The organism is Acetobacter papayae JCM 25143 (assembly GCF_000613285.1).
GTDB classification, from domain to species: Bacteria; Pseudomonadota; Alphaproteobacteria; order Acetobacterales; family Acetobacteraceae; genus Acetobacter; species Acetobacter papayae.
Window position 1 is genome coordinate 1 of the sequence record NZ_BAIN01000033.1, and the last position, 17,446, is coordinate 17,446.

At 61.5% G+C, this 17,446-nt stretch carries 12 protein-coding genes and 5 pseudogenes; 9 read left to right on the forward strand and 8 right to left on the reverse strand.

All coding sequences use genetic code 11. The annotated features are described in order from the left end of the window. Positions 1-190: 190 nt before the first annotated feature. Entirely contained in the window at positions 191-877 is a 687-nt protein-coding gene (locus JCM25143_RS09085) for an ATP-dependent Clp protease proteolytic subunit (RefSeq protein WP_025860883.1), read from the forward strand. A 143-nt stretch (positions 878-1,020) separates the two neighbouring features. Next, on the forward strand, positions 1,021-2,025 hold the full coding sequence (locus tag JCM25143_RS09090; protein ID WP_025860884.1) for a hypothetical protein: 1,005 nt from the start codon (positions 1,021-1,023) through the stop codon (positions 2,023-2,025). Positions 2,026-2,233: 208 nt separating this feature from the next. On the opposite strand, the gene JCM25143_RS09095 is transcribed toward JCM25143_RS09090, so the two are convergent. Then, positions 2,234-2,569 (reverse strand): hypothetical protein, encoded by a 336-nt coding sequence (locus JCM25143_RS09095; protein ID WP_025860885.1) that lies wholly within the window; start codon positions 2,567-2,569, stop codon positions 2,234-2,236. A 427-nt stretch (positions 2,570-2,996) separates the two neighbouring features. On the opposite strand from JCM25143_RS09095, the gene JCM25143_RS22005 reads away from it, so the two are divergent. From JCM25143_RS22005 to JCM25143_RS18290, 4 genes and pseudogenes are all read left to right on the forward strand, one after another. Next, positions 2,997-3,686 carry a TolC family protein gene (locus JCM25143_RS22005; RefSeq protein WP_148300075.1) on the forward strand — a complete coding sequence of 230 codons (690 nt, stop codon included), beginning with the start codon at positions 2,997-2,999 and terminating at the stop codon, positions 3,684-3,686. A gap of 4 nt (positions 3,687-3,690) precedes the next feature. Then, positions 3,691-4,281, forward strand: coding sequence for a TolC family protein (locus JCM25143_RS20860; protein WP_051543153.1), 591 nt, complete (start codon positions 3,691-3,693; stop codon positions 4,279-4,281). Beyond that, a complete protein-coding gene (locus tag JCM25143_RS09105) occupies positions 4,278-5,483 on the forward strand; it encodes an efflux RND transporter periplasmic adaptor subunit (protein WP_025860886.1) in 1,206 nt (401 codons plus the stop codon). Before JCM25143_RS20860 ends, JCM25143_RS09105 begins: the two co-directional genes overlap by 4 nt. Before the next feature lie 3 nt (positions 5,484-5,486). After that, positions 5,487-8,595 (forward strand): annotated as a pseudogene (locus JCM25143_RS18290) (efflux RND transporter permease subunit). Between the two features lie 11 nt (positions 8,596-8,606). Here the strand turns inward: JCM25143_RS18290 and pqqE are convergent. The 7 genes and pseudogenes from pqqE to JCM25143_RS22010 form a co-directional block, all read right to left on the reverse strand. After that, positions 8,607-9,673: pseudogene (gene pqqE, locus JCM25143_RS21490) on the reverse strand (pyrroloquinoline quinone biosynthesis protein PqqE). A 14-nt stretch (positions 9,674-9,687) separates the two neighbouring features. Next, positions 9,688-9,987: a pyrroloquinoline quinone biosynthesis peptide chaperone PqqD gene (pqqD, locus tag JCM25143_RS09125; protein WP_035370855.1), complete on the reverse strand. Its 300-nt coding sequence runs from the start codon at positions 9,985-9,987 to the stop codon at positions 9,688-9,690. Next, positions 9,984-10,738 (reverse strand): annotated as a pseudogene (pqqC, locus tag JCM25143_RS18295) (pyrroloquinoline-quinone synthase PqqC). The gene pqqD and the pseudogene pqqC overlap by 4 nt, the downstream one beginning before the upstream one ends. Next, positions 10,735-11,646, reverse strand: coding sequence for a pyrroloquinoline quinone biosynthesis protein PqqB (pqqB, locus tag JCM25143_RS09135; RefSeq protein ID WP_025860892.1), 912 nt, complete (start codon positions 11,644-11,646; stop codon positions 10,735-10,737). The pseudogene pqqC and the gene pqqB overlap by 4 nt, the downstream one beginning before the upstream one ends. A gap of 96 nt (positions 11,647-11,742) precedes the next feature. Further along, entirely contained in the window at positions 11,743-11,823 is an 81-nt protein-coding gene (gene pqqA, locus JCM25143_RS18300) for a pyrroloquinoline quinone precursor peptide PqqA (protein WP_035370857.1), read from the reverse strand. 161 nt (positions 11,824-11,984) lie between these two features. Then, positions 11,985-12,758, reverse strand: coding sequence for an exodeoxyribonuclease III (locus JCM25143_RS09145; protein WP_025860893.1), 774 nt, complete (start codon positions 12,756-12,758; stop codon positions 11,985-11,987). Positions 12,759-12,863: 105 nt separating this feature from the next. Further along, a pseudogene (locus JCM25143_RS22010) lies at positions 12,864-13,124 on the reverse strand (HesB/IscA family protein); the annotation flags it as partial. Between the two features lie 171 nt (positions 13,125-13,295). Between JCM25143_RS22010 and JCM25143_RS09150 the strand changes: the two are divergent. The 3 genes and pseudogenes from JCM25143_RS09150 (at position 13,296) to JCM25143_RS09160 (ending at position 17,404) form a co-directional block, all read left to right on the forward strand. After that, entirely contained in the window at positions 13,296-14,567 is a 1,272-nt protein-coding gene (locus JCM25143_RS09150; protein ID WP_025860894.1) for a deoxyguanosinetriphosphate triphosphohydrolase, read from the forward strand. Then, positions 14,560-16,358, forward strand: a pseudogene (gene argS / locus JCM25143_RS18305) (arginine--tRNA ligase). The gene JCM25143_RS09150 and the pseudogene argS overlap by 8 nt, the downstream one beginning before the upstream one ends. Next, positions 16,358-17,404, forward strand: coding sequence for an SPOR domain-containing protein (locus JCM25143_RS09160; protein ID WP_025860895.1), 1,047 nt, complete (start codon positions 16,358-16,360; stop codon positions 17,402-17,404). The pseudogene argS and the gene JCM25143_RS09160 overlap by 1 nt, the downstream one beginning before the upstream one ends. Positions 17,405-17,446: the final 42 nt, after the last annotated feature.

Consider the following 17,446-nt stretch of genomic DNA (forward strand, 5'->3'; position numbering starts at 1 on the left):
GGGGGCGTGTTGGGTGCTGGCAGGCTGGTAGGGGCCATGCGGCTGGGGGCCGGGCTGGGGCATGGTCGGGCGCGTGCTCCATGGTAACGCGGGCGGAAATGGCCCGCACCTTAGCCTTTTCCCCCACCCGTGGCGAGACACCGCGTGATTGCCCCTTGGCAGGCAGGCGACACCGGCGCAGGATAGGGCCATGAACACAGACACAGAACAATGCGCGGAGACAGCCATGCCGGGTATTTTTTCCCGTGACGCCATCAGACTGGACGACGAACCCGAAACCCCGGAAACCCCGGAGAAGGAAGGCGAGGAAAAGTCTTCCGGCACACCGCAGGGCGAGTTGGAACACAAGCTCTTCAAGCGGCGGACGGTGCTGATTTTCGGCGGGATTAACGACAAGATCGCCCGTGACGTAACCGGTCGCCTGCTTGCGCTGGCCGGAGAGTCCGACAAGCCGATCAATGTTTATGTCAATTCCCCCGGTGGGCATGTGGAAAGTGGCGACACGATCCATGACATGATCCGCTTTGTCGATTCGATTGCCCCGGTCAATCTGATTGGCACGGGCTGGGTGGCTTCGGCTGGCGCGCTTATTTTCGCCGCCGGGCACAAGGATCGTCGATTCTGCCTGCCCAACACCCGTTTTCTGCTGCACCAGCCGATGGGCGGCGTACGCGGGCCTGCGACCGATATCGACATCGAAGCGCGCGAAATCCTCAAGATGCGTGAACGGCTCAATCGCATTTTTGCGGCGGAAACCGGCCATACTTACGAGAAGATCGCCAAGGACACGGACCGCAATTACTGGATGTCCGCGCAGGAAGCGATAGAATACGGTTTAGTGACAAAGATCATTTCCCGCTTTTCTGATCTGCACTAAGGCGGGAACAGTGCCGCGCATCCCTGCCGGTCAAAAGGTGGGGAGCGCTGCCTGTTTAGGGTCATGAACCTCTCGCATGGTCCGGCTGCTTCGGGCTGGGCCAGCCTGCCGGGGGTTCCTCAATTAAAGACAGGTTCCTCACTATGGGTTCTCTGAGCGAGATTTACTCCAAACTCCCCGACAGCATGGACGATCTGCCCCCGCCGCCCAACGCGGAAGCGGTCGAGCAGGCGGATTTCCGTGCGCGTCATTGGCAAAGCCCGGTTACGGGGCGGCTCAAGCCGGGGTCCGATGCGCATAAGCGTGCCATGGCCGAGATGTTCCGTGACACGTTCAATCCGTATCGGCCCTCCGTAATCGAATGGCCCAAGCTCGACCCCGAGACACTGCACAAGATTGTCTCCCTGCCGATCTGGGATATTGCCGTTCAGACCGAAGGCAAGGCCCGGCTGCGGATGGCCGCTTACGCGGCGCTGGTTGACGATCCTGATGTAAAGGACGCCATCTCGCGCAATGCGTGGGAAGAAAACCGGCACAAGGAAGTGCTGGCCAAGATGGTGGCGGCCTATAACATTCCCATGGCACCGGAGCCGCCGTACATTGAGCCCAAGGATGCCGAGTGGGCTTATCTTGTAACCGGCTTTTCGGAATGCGTGGATAGCTTCTTCGCTTTTGGTATGTTCGAGCTGGCCAAGCGTTCGGGGTTCTTCCCGCAGGAACTGACCGATACGTTCGAGCCGATCATGCAGGAGGAATGCCGCCATATCCTGCTGTTTGCCAACTGGCTGGCATGGTACCGCGCTACAATGCCGTGGTGGCGTCGCCCCTATTTCGAACTCAAGGTATGGGCGGTATGGGGCTTCCTTGCCTATGAACGCATCAGCCTTGTTCGCACGGTAGATGACAAGGGCGCGGTCCACACACAGGACAATAACTTTACCGTAACGGGCACCAAGGATGTCGCCAATATCGACATTACCCTGCCTGATTTTATGGATCTGTGCCTGCAGGAAGATGAGCGGCGTTTTGCCGGGTATGATTCGCGTCTACTCCGCCCCACATCGGCTCCTTTTATCGCGCGGGTGCTGCGCGGTGCGGGCCGTTGCTGGGAGTTCGCCAGCGAAGCGGTTAAAGCCAACCGGCGCTAAGGTTTTTTGCCTGTCGGCGGCTGAAAGCGGCCTTCCCTGTTATGGGGGAGGCCGTTTTTTTATGGCATGTTGATGTGCGGGAGACGGGGCAGAGAGCCTGACATAATTCTGTCACTGGCAGTCTGTGCTGTCGTCTTTTATGACAGGTAACACCGACGCAGAGCGTGCTCGGAACCGTAGTGGCAGGCTGCAAAAGCCTGCGCTGGTTTTACGAAACGTGGTCGAGCGCTTTTTGTTCAGTCGTGGAATCCTGTTCCTGCAGGTATTCCAGATTGTCCCATACGCGCTGGATGGTGGTGTAGATGTTGTCGCTCAAAGCGCTGGGCGGCAGGCTGTTTGCAAACTGTGATAAAGAGGAAGAGCTGCTGGAAAGCGTTGCTCCAGCGGAACGAAGTGTCACAGCGACAAAGCCACGAAGCGTCTGGCCGCCATAGCGCTGGATGGTAATCTTGACCTCCAGATTTTGTGCGGCAAGTTCGCGCAGCGCCTTGCGTGAGGCCGCGTCATCAGGGCAGGCAACGCTCTGCAGGGCAGCTTTTTCCACCTCGGAAAAAGGATAGCATGGTAATTGCCGGATACCGACAGGCGCATGCTCTTGTGCTCGTTCGGGCAGGTCATTTTATAGTCCTGCGCCGCGGCAAGAGGCGTGCCGATAAAAAATGCCGAAAAAAGTAGAAAAGCCAAAAATAGGGGGGGTACGCCGGGGCGTTTACACTCTCGTTCTTCCGTCATGGCGTGGCACTCCCCTTGGGCTTATTCCCTGAATTTACATATTCAAGCCGTAGATGCCCGTTCAAGGCAATTGGAATTGCAGGGTGACAATATGAATTTTTTTTTATAAAATTTCAGTTCATATTGCCGTCATCTGAACGTTGTAATTTGTTTCTGTTCTGCTTTGCAACAATTCCAAGGGTGGTTCTGCTCTCGTGCGATGTCCGTCTTTGTTTCCGGCCCTGTCATGGCGTTCTGTGGTGGTGACGGGAGTCTCCTCCTTTCTCCTATGTGTTTCGGAATCGAAACTTTATACGGCAACCGCTAGTGCAACAACCGGCCTGACAGCCAGTGTCACGGCGGAGGCTCCAGCCCCTGCTCCGGCCTCAGGCCCTGTCAGCCTGCATGACGCCATTCTCGCGGCCTGGGCCGCGGACCCCGAGCAGGGGGCGTATATGGCCGACAGCACATCCGCCACGCGGCGGGCATCGGCCGCGCGGTCATGGTTTTCAGGCGGGCCGACTGTAACCGGGCAGTATTATGATGACCATTTTATCGGCAGCAAGGTGGGTTACACCACCTATCAGGGCAGTATTAGCGTGCCGTTCTGGTTGCCGGGGCAGGGTACGGCTACGGAAAATGCCGCCAAGGCCGATGAAAAAGTAGCTAACTGGCAGATGCAGGTGCAAAGGCTGGCCATGGCGGCGCGGGTGGTGGATCTGGCGGGGCAGGGTGCCGTGCTGTCCGCGCGGCTGAACAATCTGTCTGCGGTCAGTCATGTGCTGGAACAGACTACACAGGATGTGGAGCACGCATGGACGGCGGGCGAAGTCTCCGGTGCGGATCACGAGGCAGCGGTAGCAGAAAAAGCGGATGTCGATGGCACGCTGGCCGATATGGGGCAGCAGCTTGAAGGAGTGCGCGCCGAGTTGGAGGCTGACGGGGCGTGACACCTTGCCGGACCTTTCTTCCATTGATGGGCGACGTCTGGCGCGTGATGGCTATCAGCTTGATGTTGAGCAGGACCCAAGGATCAAGCTGGCGGATGCGCAGCTTAAAAAAGCACAGGCCTCGTACAGTGTGGCGCGGCATTCCTACATGCCCAACCCGCAGGTGGGGGTGATGCTCAGCCGACAGGAGCAGTATGAAAGCCCGTGGGATACGCAGGTAGGCGTGCAGTTTCAGGTAGGCCTGCCCAGCGAGGCGGTAAACACCCCCATGGTCATGAAGGAAATGCAGGCGGTCAGCCGCGCCGAGGCGGATAAGATTCTCGCCCACCGCAAGGTCATGGCCGAATATCGCCAGTTGCGCGCCCAGCTTGCCGCAGCCGCCACACAGGTGCGGCATGCCCGTCTGGGGCAGGAGCAGTCGGATTTGCGTGCCTCTGATCTTTCGCGGGCATGGAAAGCAGGCGAGCTTCCTCTGGTGGAGTTTCTGCGTGCCCGCCGCGCAGCCCTTGATGCGGCAGACCGGCAGGCTCAGGCCGAAGCTACTATGCGCACCACCATCGCGCGTATCATTCTTATGACAGGGCAGACCCCATGACTTTCAAAGCGCTCCCGCGGCTTGCTGCCTGTTTAGTGTCCTGCGCGGTGGTTTCTTTTGCGGCGGCACCCTTTGTGCATGCGCAGACACCGCCGGCCAAACCTGCCGCAACACCAGCGGTGGTTGCCCCGGTGCTGGTGGATATTTCGGATGAAGCCCTGCAGGCCGAGAACATCCATACTGCCATAGCGGTAGCGGGCAGCCTGCCGCGCCATACGGATGCCCCGGCCTATGTCGCGGCAGATGAGCGGCGGATCGTGCGTATCCGCCCGGTGGGCGATGGGCGCGTTGTTTCCGTCGCGGTGGTGCCGGGGCAGGTGGTCAGCAAAGGCCAGCCGCTGCTGGCATATGAAAACTTCACCCTGCGGGATGAAACCTTTCAGAATTCGTCGGACGAGGCCTCTCTGCGCGCTGCCCGGGCGGAGGAGCGCAATGCCCGCCAACTTTATGATCGTGGGCAGCAGCTCAAGGGTGGTGCGCTCTCTGTAGGTGAGGTGGAACGGCGGGAGGAAGCCTGGCGCGCAGCGCGCGCGCTGGTGCAGGAGCGTGAGGCCGATGCCCGCCGCGCATCCGAACATGTGCGGCGCTATAGCTCCGGCATGGAAAAGGTCGAAGGCGGGCAATCCATCGTGGTGTCGCCTATCGATGGGGTTGTAAGCCATGTTTCCGTGGTGAGCGGGCAGGACATGACAGCAGGCGGGCCGCCCCCGATCGAGGTGGATGATCTGTCGCATGTCTGGGTCGTGTCGCAGGTGAATGATGTCGATGCCCGCAGCGTGCTGGTGGGCAACAGGCAACACACATGGATTGTGGAAGGCGAGCCGCCGCTGGTGTCGCGGGTGGATGCGGTGGAAGGCAGCGTGGACCCCGGCACGCAACATGTGCTGGTACGCAGCCTGCTGGACAATCCGGCCAACAGGCTCAAGCCCGGCATGCTGGTGCACACACGTCTGTTTTTCCATGATGAGGTCAAAGGCATGATCGTGCCAGAAGCCGCGGTGCAAACCCTGAACGGCCAGCCGGTGGTGTTCGTGCGGGTGGCACCGGGGCGCTATGCCGTGCGCCCGGTGGAAACAGGGCCTTCGCTTGATGGCAATATCGTGCTGCTGCGTGGCGTCAAGGCAGGCGAAACGGTAGTGACACAGGGCAGCTTCGTTCTGAAATCACAGGTCGTTCTTTCCACCCAGAGTGGGGCGGAATAGTCCATGGCGCTTTTTCGCTGGTTTATTGAAAAACGGGTATTCCTGTTCTGTGTCGTAGGGCTGCTGATGGTGGCCGGGTTGGCCGATTTGTGGAGCCTGCCGGTTGAACCTGTGCCTGATATTTCGCCCACGCAGGTGCTGGTCACGGTGCAGGCACCGGGGCTTGCGACAGAAGAGGTCGAAAAACTCGTTACAGCACCGATTGAAAAAGTGATGTCCGGCGTGGTGGGGCTGAGCGGCATGCGCTCGGTCTCGCGCACGGGGGTTGCCGTGCTGTATCTGCAGTTCGATGACGGCACGGATATTTACCGTGACCGTGAAATGGTGGTGCAGCGCCTGCCTCTGGCACGTGACAGTGTGAGTGTGCCGGGGCTGAGCATTGATCTGGCCCCTCTGGCCACTGGCATGGGCGAGATCCTGCACCTTCAGATCAAGGGTAAGGAGCAGACACTCGAAGACCTCAACCGTCTGATGGTCTGGAACGTGGTGCCCCGCCTGCGTCTGGTAGACGGGGTGGTGGATGTCAACGTCAATGGCGGCGCTTCGCAAACCTATGAGGTCGCCATAAACCCCGAGGCGTTGCGGCAGTACAAGGTATCCCTGACTGATGTGTTTCATGCGCTGGATACGGGTAACGAGGTAGCGGGCGGCGCATGGATCGAACATAACGACGAACAGCACGTTATCGTCGGGCGTTCGCTGATCGATGATCTGAACGAACTGGGCGAGGTGCAGGTCAAAAGCGGGCCGAACGGTGCCGTTATCCACATGCGTGATCTTGGTACGGTGCGCAAAGGCCGCCGGCCGCGTCTGGGTGGGGTCACGCGTGATGGTGATAGCGAGATTGTCAGCGCGGTTGTGCTGCTCCAGCAGGGGGCCAGCGCGCGGGCTACTCTTGCGACCCTCAGCCGTGAGTTACCCGAGATTCAGGCGACATTGCCTGAAGGTGTCACGCTTGAACCCTATTACAGCCGCGCAGCCCTGACCGCTAAAACGGTTGATACCGTGCGCGAAAATCTGGTGGTGGGGGCGTTTCTGGTTCTGGCCGTGCTGCTGCTGGTCATTGGCGATGCGCGGGCCTCCATCATCATTATTTCCGTTATTCCGTTCTCGCTGGTGGCGGCCATGGTGGGCATGCGCCACCTTGGTATTTCGGCCAACCTGCTCAGTCTGGGTGCGATCGACTTCGGCATGGTGGTGGATAGCTCGCTCGTTATTGTCGAAAACGTGCTGCACCGGCGCAGACCGGCCGAACCACTGATGCAGACCGTGCTGTATACCGTGCGCAGTGTCATGCGGCCGGTGGTGTTCGCGGTGGTGATTATCGCCATGGTGTATCTGCCATCCTCACCTTGCAGGGTGTGGAAGGGCGCATGTTCAAACCCATGGCGGAAACGGTCATTCTGGCGCTGGTGGCTTCGCTCATCTATTCGCTGGTCTGTGTGCCTGCGTTGTGTGTCTGGCTGGGGTCAGGCAAGTCCGCCAAAGCGCAAAAAGAGAATGAGGACGGGCACGGACACGCAGAGGACGACCTTCATCACACGCGCTTCATAGCGTTCCTGTGGCGCGTTTTTCAGCCTGCTTCGGCATGGTGCATGAAAAACACGCGCGCTGTGGTGGGTGTGGCGCTGGTGTTTCTGGTGGTCTGCTGCGTGCTGGCGACCCGGCTTGGGGGCGAGTTTATTCCCCAGTTGCAGGAGGGGGATCTGATCGTAACCTCCACGCGGCCACCGGGGATTTCGCTCGATGCCTCGCTGCGGGCGGCGCAGGCCATAGAACGCACGCTCAAGCGTTTTCCCGATATTCGCTCGGTTGTCAGTGTCACGGGCACGGCTGCTATCCCGACAGACCCACAGGGTGGCGAGCAGAGTGACACCTATATCCTGCTCAAACCCCGCGATGAGTGGAAAACTGCCACTACGCAGGAAGGGCTGGTAAAAGCCTTCAGCGCGGCTCTGGCGCATGATAATCCCGGCTCGCTGTATAACTGGAGCCAGCCGATCCAGATGCGTATGGATGACCTGCTCTCAGGCGTACGGTCGCAGATTGCCATTGGGGTTTATGGCCCCGACCTGAAGGAACTGGCCCGACTTTCTGCCCGGATTGCGGAGGTGGTAAGCAAGGTGCCGGGGGCAGCGGATGTTGCGCCGCAGGATGTCGGCACCATTCCTTACCTGCATATCGATGTGAACCGCACGGCTGCGGCGCGCATGAATGTTGAAACATCCTCGGTTATTGACGCGGTGGAAGCGCTGGGCGGCCATTACGGCCCCCCCGTGGCGGTGGATGATGCGCTGATCCCGACCGAAGTGCGCCTTCAGCCCGATGCGCGTGAAAATCTGGAAGATATCCGCACGCTGCCCATCATCACCCGTGATGACAAGGTGATAGACCTGTCACAGGTTGCGCATATCATTCTCAATGACGGCCCGCCCGCTATCCGGCGCGAGCAGGGCATGCGGCGCAGCATGGTGCAGGCCAATGTGCGTGGGCGTGACCTGAGCTCCTTCGTGCAGGCCGCACAGGCGGCGGTGCAGGCACAGGTGCCGCTGCCACCGGGTTATTACCTTGAATGGAGCGGGCAGTTCCGCAACCTGCAAACCGCTGTTGCGCGGCTTGAAATTGTGGTGCCGGTCATGCTGGCGCTTATTTTCCTGCTGCTGGTCATGGCGCTGGGGGAACTGGGGCTGGCTTCGCTCGTGTTCGTCAACCTGCCGTTTGCGGCTACGGGCGGTATCCTTGCGCTGTATCTGCGGGGTATGCCGTTCAGTATTTCGGCGGGGGTGGGTTTTATCGCCCTGTTTGGTGTGGCCACCATGAACGGTCTGGTGCTGGTGTCTTATATGCGCGATCTCAAAAAGGAAGGGGCAACCCCTTTCCGTGCCGCTGTTGCGGCTGTGCGGGATCGTTTTCGCCCGGTCATGGCCACGGCTACGGTGGCATGTCTTGGCTTTTTCCCCATGGCGTTTTCCATGAGCGAAGGGGCCGAGGTGGAAAAACCGCTGGCAACCGTAGTGATCGGGGGACTGGTGTCGTGCACCTTCCTCACGCTGCTGGTGCTGCCTACCTGTATGCCGCCCTATATGGGCGTGAGCGCAAAAAACGGGCGTAAAACCCCTTCGTTCAGGCGTTGCCGTAACGCCTGTAGCGAAAGGCCGGGGGCACGGCGGGGCGGGCGGTAATGGCGCGTTCCACCAGCCGTGGTCTGGCGCTTTGTGGCATACCGGGTCCGCTGCATCTGCCTTGCCCGCCAGTGCAAGCGCCTGACAGCGGCAGCCGCCCCAGTCCTGTGTCTGCGCGGGGCAGGAGCGGCAGGGTTCGGGCATCCAGTCCGTGCCACGGAACATGGTGAATAACGGCGCATTTTCCCAGATATCGGCCAGCGAGGCTTCGGTAACGGAGGGAAATTCTACATGAGGGATACTCTCTGCCGCGTGGCAGGGCAGCACCCGCCCCGTGGGCGAGATATTCATAAACCGCTGGCCCCACCCGCCCATGCAGGGTTTGGGTTCTTCGGCATAATAATCAGGGGTGACAAAATCGATGGTCATGCGGCCAGCAAGGCGCGTGCGCGCTTCGGCCACGGCCTGTTCGGTCAGGGCAAGCTGGTCGCGATCAGGCAGCAGGGCATCGCGGTTGAGTAGGCCCCAGCCGTAATATTGTGTGTGGGCAATTTCCACCCGGCGGGCGCCAAGCTGCTCGGCCAGTGCCAGCATGTCGGGCACGCGCTCGGCATTTTGCCTGTGCACCACAAAATTGAGCGTAAGGGGCATGCCCTCAGCCACGATCAGCCGTGCGGCTTCGAGTTTTTTGGCATGGGCGCCTGCCATATTGGCAACCCGGTCGGCCGGGTCGGGCAGGGCATCCTGAAAGGAGAGCTGGATATGATCCAGCCCGGCTTTGGCCAGCGCGTCCAGTGAGGTCGGGTTGAGCAGCACGCCAGATGTAATCAGGTTCGAGTAAAGCCCCACCCCTGCCGCATGGCGCACCAGATCGGGCAGATCGGGGCGGGCCATGGGTTCGCCGCCTGAAAAATGCACCTGAAGCACTCCCATGGTGGCGGCTTCATCCATCACGCGGCGCCATGTGGCGGTGTCCAGCTCAGACGTGCGTGGGTCCAGCCTCAGGGGGTTGGAGCAGTAGGGGCATTGCAGCGGACAGCGATGAGTCAGTTCCGCCAGCAGGCTCATGGGGGGTGGCGTCGTCATGCGTGCACCAGCACCTGTCTGGTTGCGAGATCATTCACAAGAGTTAACACATCCTGCGTGATAACGGGCCGCGGCGCGTCGAATTTTGCAGCTAAAGTGTCGATCAGCCCGCCCAGCGTGCGCGTTCCATCAACCAGTTGCAGCACTTCCACCGCGATGGCATCGGCCAGAAAAGCCCGCTCCGGGGCCTGAATGAACCATGTTTCACGCACGCGGTCGAATTGCAGGCGCGTGCCACGCGCAAAGCGCGGCACGCTGTCTTCCGTCATCGGGGGAGGGGCGACCTGCCCTGTCATGCCGTGGTGTCGGGGCGGAAAGACCCCGGCGGAATACGGCCGGGTGCAACATAGGAATAATCCAGCACATCCAGCATGGACCACAGCACGTCGCACTTGAAGCGCAGGGCTGCCAGCACGGCCTGCTGCTGTTCGGGCGTGCGGGCGTGTTCCTTGACATAAGCCAGCGCAAAAGCCGAATCCTGCGGGGCCTGTGTCAGCCGGGGCTTGAAATAGGCCAGCGTTTCTTCGGTAATGAAGCTGTAGTTGCGCAGCATGCCCGACACGCGCTCGCTAATGATGGTGGGCGAGAACAGTTCTGTCAGGGATGAGGCAATGGCTTCCAGAATGGAGCGCTCGCCCACGAAATGCACATAGGCATCCACGGCAAAGCGCGTGCCGGGCAGCAGGCCTTCGAGCGATTCCACGTAAGAGCGATCAAGGCCCAGGCCGTCCGTCAGCTTCAGCCAGCGGGCAACGCCGCCAGTTTCAGGCTGGTGCCGTCGTGGTCTTCCAGACGGCGGCGCCATTCGCGGCGCAGTTCCGTGGTGGGCAGGCGTGCCAGCAGGGTGGCGTCCTTTGCGGGGATACAGGCCTGATAATAATAGCGGTTCAGGGCCCATGCCTGCACCTGCGCCTTGTTCAGCTTGCCATCATGCAGGGCACGGTGGAACGGGTGCAGGTTGTGGTAGCGTTCGGCGCCAATGGCGCGCAGGGCGGCTTCCAGTTCCTCGGGGGACAGGAGGCGGGCGGGGGCTGTTGTGGTGCTCATAGTGTGATCTTCATGCCGTCAAAAGCAACATCCCACCCGGCCTGTTCAGCTTTGGCACGTTCAGGCGTTTCAGCCAGAAGAACAGGGTTGGAATTGTTGATGTGAATGAGGATTTTACGCCTGACATCGAGAGAACGGAAGCTCTCGATGGTACCATCTGGTGTGTCCGCAATGGACATGTGGCCCATGCGGCGGCCTGTCTTGCTGCCCAACCCCGCGCGGATCATCTCGTCATCAGTCCAGAGCGTGCCGTCAAAGAACACGGCATCGGCCCCGCGTATGCGGGTGCGCAGGTCGTCGGTCATGAGCGCGCAGCCGGGAATGAACAGGGCCCGTGCCCGGCCATCGGTGATTTCAAGGCCGATATTTTCGCCGTTGGTCATGACCTCGGCCGGGTTTTCGCCCCGTTCGGCATAGAGCGGCACCTTGCCGGGTACGGCAAAGGGGGTAATGGACAGGCCCGCGGGCTCCAGCGGCACGGGCTGGTCCAGCTCCAGTGTGTTGCGCGGCACAATGGAACTGTCCAGCGCGCTGAAGATGGGGTTGGCCGTAAGCTGGCCCAGAACCTGCTTTGTGGCGTAAAGGCCAAAAGGCTGGCGCTCACGCAGGGTCAGCAGCCCGATGATGGCATCAATCTCGCCACTGGTCAGGAACACGCCCCGGATCGGGGTAGAGCGCAGGCCTTCCTTGGGGTGCATGTCAGGTGTGGCGTTGATCTGGGCGCGCAGATCAGGCGAGGCATTGAGCACATACCACGAAACACCATCCCCACTGACAGCGATGGAAGCCTGTGTGCGGGCAGGAGCGGCAGGGTCTCCCGACCGGGCGCGCTGGCATGCTGGCGCGTTGGAGTTCCATTGAGGAAAACCGCCGCCAGCCGCAGCGCCTAGAACAACGATATCGAGCATCCGCCTACAGTCCAGTCAAAAAAAAAGCCGCCAGCCCCGAACGGTATCGCCTGTCCGGGGCTGGCGGCTGAAATACAGAAGGAACTCAGTTCCGTCTTATTTCTTCTGACCGCAGACGTAGCTGTTGATTTCTGCGCCCAGCGGAATTTCCGTAACTTTCGGTGCGTTCCAGGCCATGGGTCTTCTCCCTGTCTCGATTTGGCATCAACGGCGGTGCCGTAACCGGACTGGTTCTGGCACCGTTGTTGGGGGTTTAGTGTGGCCAAAAAACCCGCCCTTGCAACCCCTGACGGTGCAACGCAGGGAGTCGGAAGGGGTTTATCACGTTAGTGTGAACGTCAGGACTGCCCAGACAGGGTGACGACAAGCGGCACATGATCCGAAGGGCGTGTCTTGTCACGCTCATCCCGGTCGGGCGTTGCCGTGCTCAGGCGCTCGGCTACACGGGGGGAGAGCAGCATGTGGTCGATGCGCAGGCCGCTGTCGCGTTCCCATGCCCGGGCCTGATAATCCCAGAACGTGTAGGCTGCCCCCTGTGGGTGCAGGGCGCGCAGGGCATCTGTCAGGCCCAGCCAGCGCAGGCGGCGCCATGCGGCACGGCTTTGCGGGCGCACCAGTGCGTCATCTGGCCCCAGTGCGCCGGGGGCGCAGTCTTCTGCCGTGGGGCAGATATTGTAATCGCCCGCCAGAACAAAATCCGTATTCTCGCGCAAAAGGGTCTGGGCGCGGTCATGCAGGGCAGCGGCAAAAGCCAGCTTTGTGGCGTAGCCTTCCTCCCCACCGGAATTGCCGTTGGGCAGGTAAAGGTTACCCAGCACCAGCCCCTGCGTGCTGATTTCCACATACCGTGCAGCGGGGTCGGTAAAGCCGGGCAGACTCGCTGTGGTGATTTCAAACGGCTTGCGGGACAGGGTCGCTACCCCGTTATAGGTCTTCTGCCCGACAACCGCGCAGCCATAGCCCGCTGCCTCAAAGGCCTGTGCTGGAAACTGCTCCGTTTCGCATTTGATTTCCTGCAACATCAGCACATCGGGCTGTTCGCGCGCCAGCCAGTCCAGCACCAGTTCCAGTCGGGGGCGAACGGAATTGACGTTCCATGTAGCGAGCTTCATGCGAGAGAAAAACTCGTGCCGCACCCGCAGGAAGAGGCCGCATTGGTTGATGACCGCAAAATGCGCGCCCATCAGCTTGTCTGCGAAGTCTAGCTGCGCACCGGCCAGCAGGTCGAGGCTGGCGGGGTCAACCACCACCAGCGCGTTGTTTTTCTCTATCCGTGTATCCTCGGCATTGATGGCCTGCGGCGGAATGAGCGTGAAAAGATACTGGAATCCGTTACACCCGCCCGACTCCACGGCAACGCGCAGGGCGGCAGGGGCGGGGCTTTCCGGTGTGGCGCCCGCCTGTTTCTTGGCGATCACGGAACTGATGCGCGTTGCTGCGGCATCCGATACGGAAAAAGAAGGGGCTGGCTGTGTCATACCAGCATAGATAGTCCGCCCGTGTGCCGGTTTGAAGAGGAAACACACCCGCAATGGTCAACTTTCCTGCAATGGACTAGACTGAGCCCGGTCAAAGCCGCTGATGCGGCCCTGTGCTGGCGCTCTGGTGGCGCACCATGGGGCGTGTGGCGATGCAGGGAAGGAGACAGGATGCAGGCGCAAGCAGGAACCGGCCTCGCGCCGTATGCCGTCCGCACGGGAGAAGGGCGCGCACGGCGGCTGTATTCCGAGCCGGAATCCAGCACACGCTCTCCCTGGCAGCGTGATCGTGACAGGGTGGTGCATTCTTCCGCCTTCAGGCGGCTGCAATACAAGACGCAGGTTTTCGTCAATCATGAGGGCGATTTTTTCCGCACCCGGCTGACCCATTCGCTGGAAGTAGCGCAGGTCGCACGCTCCATGGCCCGTAATCTGCGGCTGGATGAAGACCTGACCGAAGCCGTGTCCCTCGCGCATGATCTGGGGCATACGCCTTTTGGCCATGCGGGGGAGGATGCACTGGCTTCTCTCATGCAGCCATGGGGCGGGTTCGACCATAATACGCAGGCCCTGCGGCAGGTCATGCTGCTAGAGCGGCGCTATATCGCTTTCGATGGGTTGAACCTTACATGGGAAACGCTTGAAGGGCTGGCCAAGCATAACGGCCCGCTTCGTCGCCCTTCCGAGCGTATGAGCACGCTGGATGCCCTATTCCCGCTCGACCTTGGCACCTATGCCTCGGCAGAGGCACAGGTGGCGGCTCTGGCGGATGATATCGCCTATCACGGGCATGACCTTGATGACGGCGTAAAGTCCGGCCTGCTCTCACTTGATGATCTGGTGGATGTGCCACTGGTGGGTGAGGCGCTGGCCACGGCGCGCAAGCTGGCCGAGGGCCTGCCCGCATCCGATCCGCGCACCGCACGCCGTATCCGGCACGAAATGGTGCGCCGCGTGATTCATGCGCTGGTAACGGATGCGCTGGTCTGCTCGCGTGAGCGTCTGGCTGATCTGGCCCCGCGAGATGTGGCGGATATTCGCGCGGCCTCAACCCCCGTGGTGGCGCTGAGCGAGCGCATGAGCGAAGCCAATAAGGGTATTCGCAAGTTCCTGTTTGCGCGGCTTTACCGGCACTGGAAGGTCAACCGCATGACCCATAAGGCGCGCCATCTTACACGTGAGCTGTTCACCATTCTGATAGACTCGCCTACATTGCTCCCCGCCGACCGCCAGAGCGAAATTCCCGATGGCGACACCATGGCCCTGCGCCGCGTTGTGGCGGACTACGTGGCTTCCATGACAGACCGTTACGCCATGCAGGAACATAGGCGGTTGACTGATCTGTCGGTTCCGGCTGATAACGCCTTTTTTGGCGCTTCGGCTCCGGGTATTCCCCCGGTGCCGGGCGTTTTATGTGTAACAGGATTGAGTGTGCATGTCTGACTGTGTGTTCCAGCGTTACCGTCATCATGTTCTGGCCACCGTGCGGGAACTGTTGCCCGATGTGGCCGAAGACACGCTGGCCCGCGTCGAACTGACCCCCACGCGCGACCCTGCCCATGGCGATATGGCTACCAACGCTGCCCTGCTGCTGGCGCGTGTGGCAAAGCGCAAGCCTGCTGATATTGCGCAGGAACTGGCGCAGGCTCTGGCCGCCGTGCCGGGTGTTGCCGCCGCCGCCGCCGCTGGGCCGGGTTTTGTCAACATTACCCTTGATCCTGCCGTGCTGCGTGGCGTGTTGCCTGATGTGCTGCGCGCGGGCGAGGCCTATGGCACGTCCACCGTTGGGGCGGGTGTGCGTGTTAATGTCGAGTATGTTTCGGCCAACCCCACCGGGCCGATGCATGTTGGCCATTGCCGTGGTGCCGTGGTGGGGGATGCGCTGGCAAACCTGCTGGCCAAGGCGGGCTTTGCCGTCACCAAGGAATTTTACATTAACGATGCGGGCACGCAGGTGCGCGCTCTGGCTTGGGCTGCTTACTGGCGCTACCTGCAGGCGCTGGGCACGACGATGGAGCAGGAGGCCTTCGCAACCCTTGCTCCTACCGGCCTGCAATATCTGGGCGACTATCTGGTGCCCGTAGGGATGGAACTGGCCGCCGAATACGGCACCAAGCTGGCTGAAACAGCCGAGGACGGCACCGCCCGCCCGGCACCGGAAGCCACATGGCTGGAAACCGTGCGTGGCTTTACGGTCGCGCACATGCTCAAGGCTATCCGTGAGGACCTCGCGGCCCTTGGCGTTAATCAGGATGTCTTTACTTCCGAGGCCGGTGTGCTGGCGCGTGGCGTGACGGAAAGTGCAATCCAGACGCTGGAAAAGCAGGGCCTGCTGTATGAGGGTATTCTGGAGCCGCCCAAGGGCAAGCTGCCTGAGGATTGGGAGGAGCGCGAGCAGCTTCTGTTCCGTTCCACCGATTTTGGTGATGACGTGGATCGCCCCCTGCGCAAGTCCGATGGCACCAACACCTATTTCGCCAACGATATCGGCTGCCATGCTGACAAGGTAGCCCGTGGCGCGCAGGTCATGATTGACGTCTGGGGCGCGGATCATGGCGGCTACGTCAAACGTATGAAGCCGCCGTCAAGGCGCTCACAGGCGATGCCGTGCCGCTGGAAGTGGTGCTGTGCCAGATCGTGCATATTCTGCGCGATGGCCAGCCCGTGCGGATGTCCAAGCGGGCCGGTACCTTCGTCACCCTGCGCGACCTGATTGATGAGGTAGGGCGTGACGCGGTGCGCTTTACCATGCTCACCCGCAAGAGCGACGCCCAGATGGAGTTCGACCTCGATCTGGTGGTGGCGCAGAAGCGCGATAACCCGGTGTTTTACGTGCAGTATGCCCATGCCCGTTGCCGCTCGGTGCTGCGCGCCGCCGCAGAGGATGGCTCATATGGCGCGGTGGATGCCGCCACCCTGTCTACTGCCGCCCTCGACAGCCTGAGTGCCGATGCCGAAATGGCGCTGGTGCGCCGTCTGGCCGAATGGCCCCGTATGGTGGAAGCCGCGGCACTGGCGCGTGAGCCGCATCGCATCGCGTTTTATCTGGCCGATGTCGCGGCGGATTTCCATGCGTTGTGGAACCGTGGGCGTGATGATGCGGCACTGCGCTTCCTTCAGGCGGAAGATGTCGATGCCACGCGCGCCCGTCTGGCCCTTGTGGCCTCCACGGCGGCGGTTATCCGCTCCGGTCTGGCGGTCATGGGCGTGGACCCGGTGGAGGAAATGCGCTGATGGATGAAAAAGAGCGGAGTTCCGCCACGGCGGATGACCGGATCAACCGTGCGCGCGAGCGTATGAGCACGGATTATGACGATACGCCCGCCAAGCCGGAGGCTGCCCTGCTGGGCAGCATGCTGGCCCGTGTGACAGGCACCGACTCCATCACCCGCTGGCTGGCTTATGGTGCTGCCGGGTTGGGTGGGCTGCTGGTGCTGGGCATTGGAGGCTGGGCGCTTGTGCGCCACCATTCGCACGGTATTCCCGTGCTAGGGCCACCGGCTGTGGCCATGAAAACCCACCCGGTCGATCCGGGTGGTATGCAGCTTGATGCCCTCGGCCCCACAGAAGAAACTGACGACCAGACCGGCCACCCGGTTCCGGCTCCTGAAAAGCCTAACCCGGCAGCGCTGGCGGCCCAGTATGGTGGCACAGCGGCCACGTCCGCTACGCCAGCCGGGGCCAGCACGGGTGAGGCCCCTGCACCCGCTGGTGCGCAGACACCCGATGCCTCTCCCGCTACCCCGGCAGGAACTGCCTCCGGCGCGCCCGCGCATGAGGAGGAAGAAACCGACAGCACTGCCCCCGGGGCGGTTGAGGAAGGCGACAGCGCGGCTGCGGGCCAGAGCGCGGCACAGGGTGCTACTCCTGGTGCCCCTGCGGCAGCAACGCCTGCTCCGTCTCCAGCGGCCCAGCCTGCCAAACCGGCGGCAGAAGCCCCTGCGCGCAATACGGCGGTGCCTGCTCCCGCAGCCCGGCAGGCGGAAGCTCCGCTGCCCGCTCCCGTACCTGCCGCCTCGGCGGTCAAGGGCAGTGGTGGCTATCAGGTGCAGCTTGCCGCCCTGCAAAGCGATGCGGAGGCCCGCAAGGAATGGAGTCGCCTGAAAACCCGCTACCCCACCCTGTTCGGTGCGCGCACGCCTTCTATCGTGCGGACAGAACAGAGCAGCGCGGTGTTTTATCGCCTGCGTGTGGCAGGGTTTGACAGCAGTGCCGATGCTCATGCCTTCTGCGCCACCGCGCGTGAGCGTGGGCTGGCCTGTATGGTAGCGCGGCCCTAGGCGCAGGCATTGAGCATACAGGCTGACCCATCCACGGAGCCC

Bases quoted from the DNA above. Each gene is read 5' to 3' on its own strand.
- JCM25143_RS09145 (WP_025860893.1), bottom strand. From the start codon at position 12,758: ATGAAGCTCGCTACATGGAACGTCAATTCCGTTCGCCCCCGACTGGAA.
- JCM25143_RS09090 (WP_025860884.1), top strand. From the start codon at position 1,021: ATGGGTTCTCTGAGCGAGATTTACTCCAAACTCCCCGACAGCATGGAC.
- pqqA (WP_035370857.1), bottom strand. From the start codon at position 11,823: ATGGCCTGGAACGCACCGAAAGTTACGGAAATTCCGCTGGGCGCAGAA.
- JCM25143_RS09105 (WP_025860886.1), top strand. From the start codon at position 4,278: ATGACTTTCAAAGCGCTCCCGCGGCTTGCTGCCTGTTTAGTGTCCTGC.
- JCM25143_RS09160 (WP_025860895.1), top strand. From the start codon at position 16,358: ATGGATGAAAAAGAGCGGAGTTCCGCCACGGCGGATGACCGGATCAAC.
- pqqB (WP_025860892.1), bottom strand. From the start codon at position 11,646: ATGCTCGATATCGTTGTTCTAGGCGCTGCGGCTGGCGGCGGTTTTCCT.
- JCM25143_RS09085 (WP_025860883.1), top strand. From the start codon at position 191: ATGAACACAGACACAGAACAATGCGCGGAGACAGCCATGCCGGGTATT.
- JCM25143_RS09150 (WP_025860894.1), top strand. From the start codon at position 13,296: ATGCAGGCGCAAGCAGGAACCGGCCTCGCGCCGTATGCCGTCCGCACG.
- pqqD (WP_035370855.1), bottom strand. From the start codon at position 9,987: ATGACAGGGCAGGTCGCCCCTCCCCCGATGACGGAAGACAGCGTGCCG.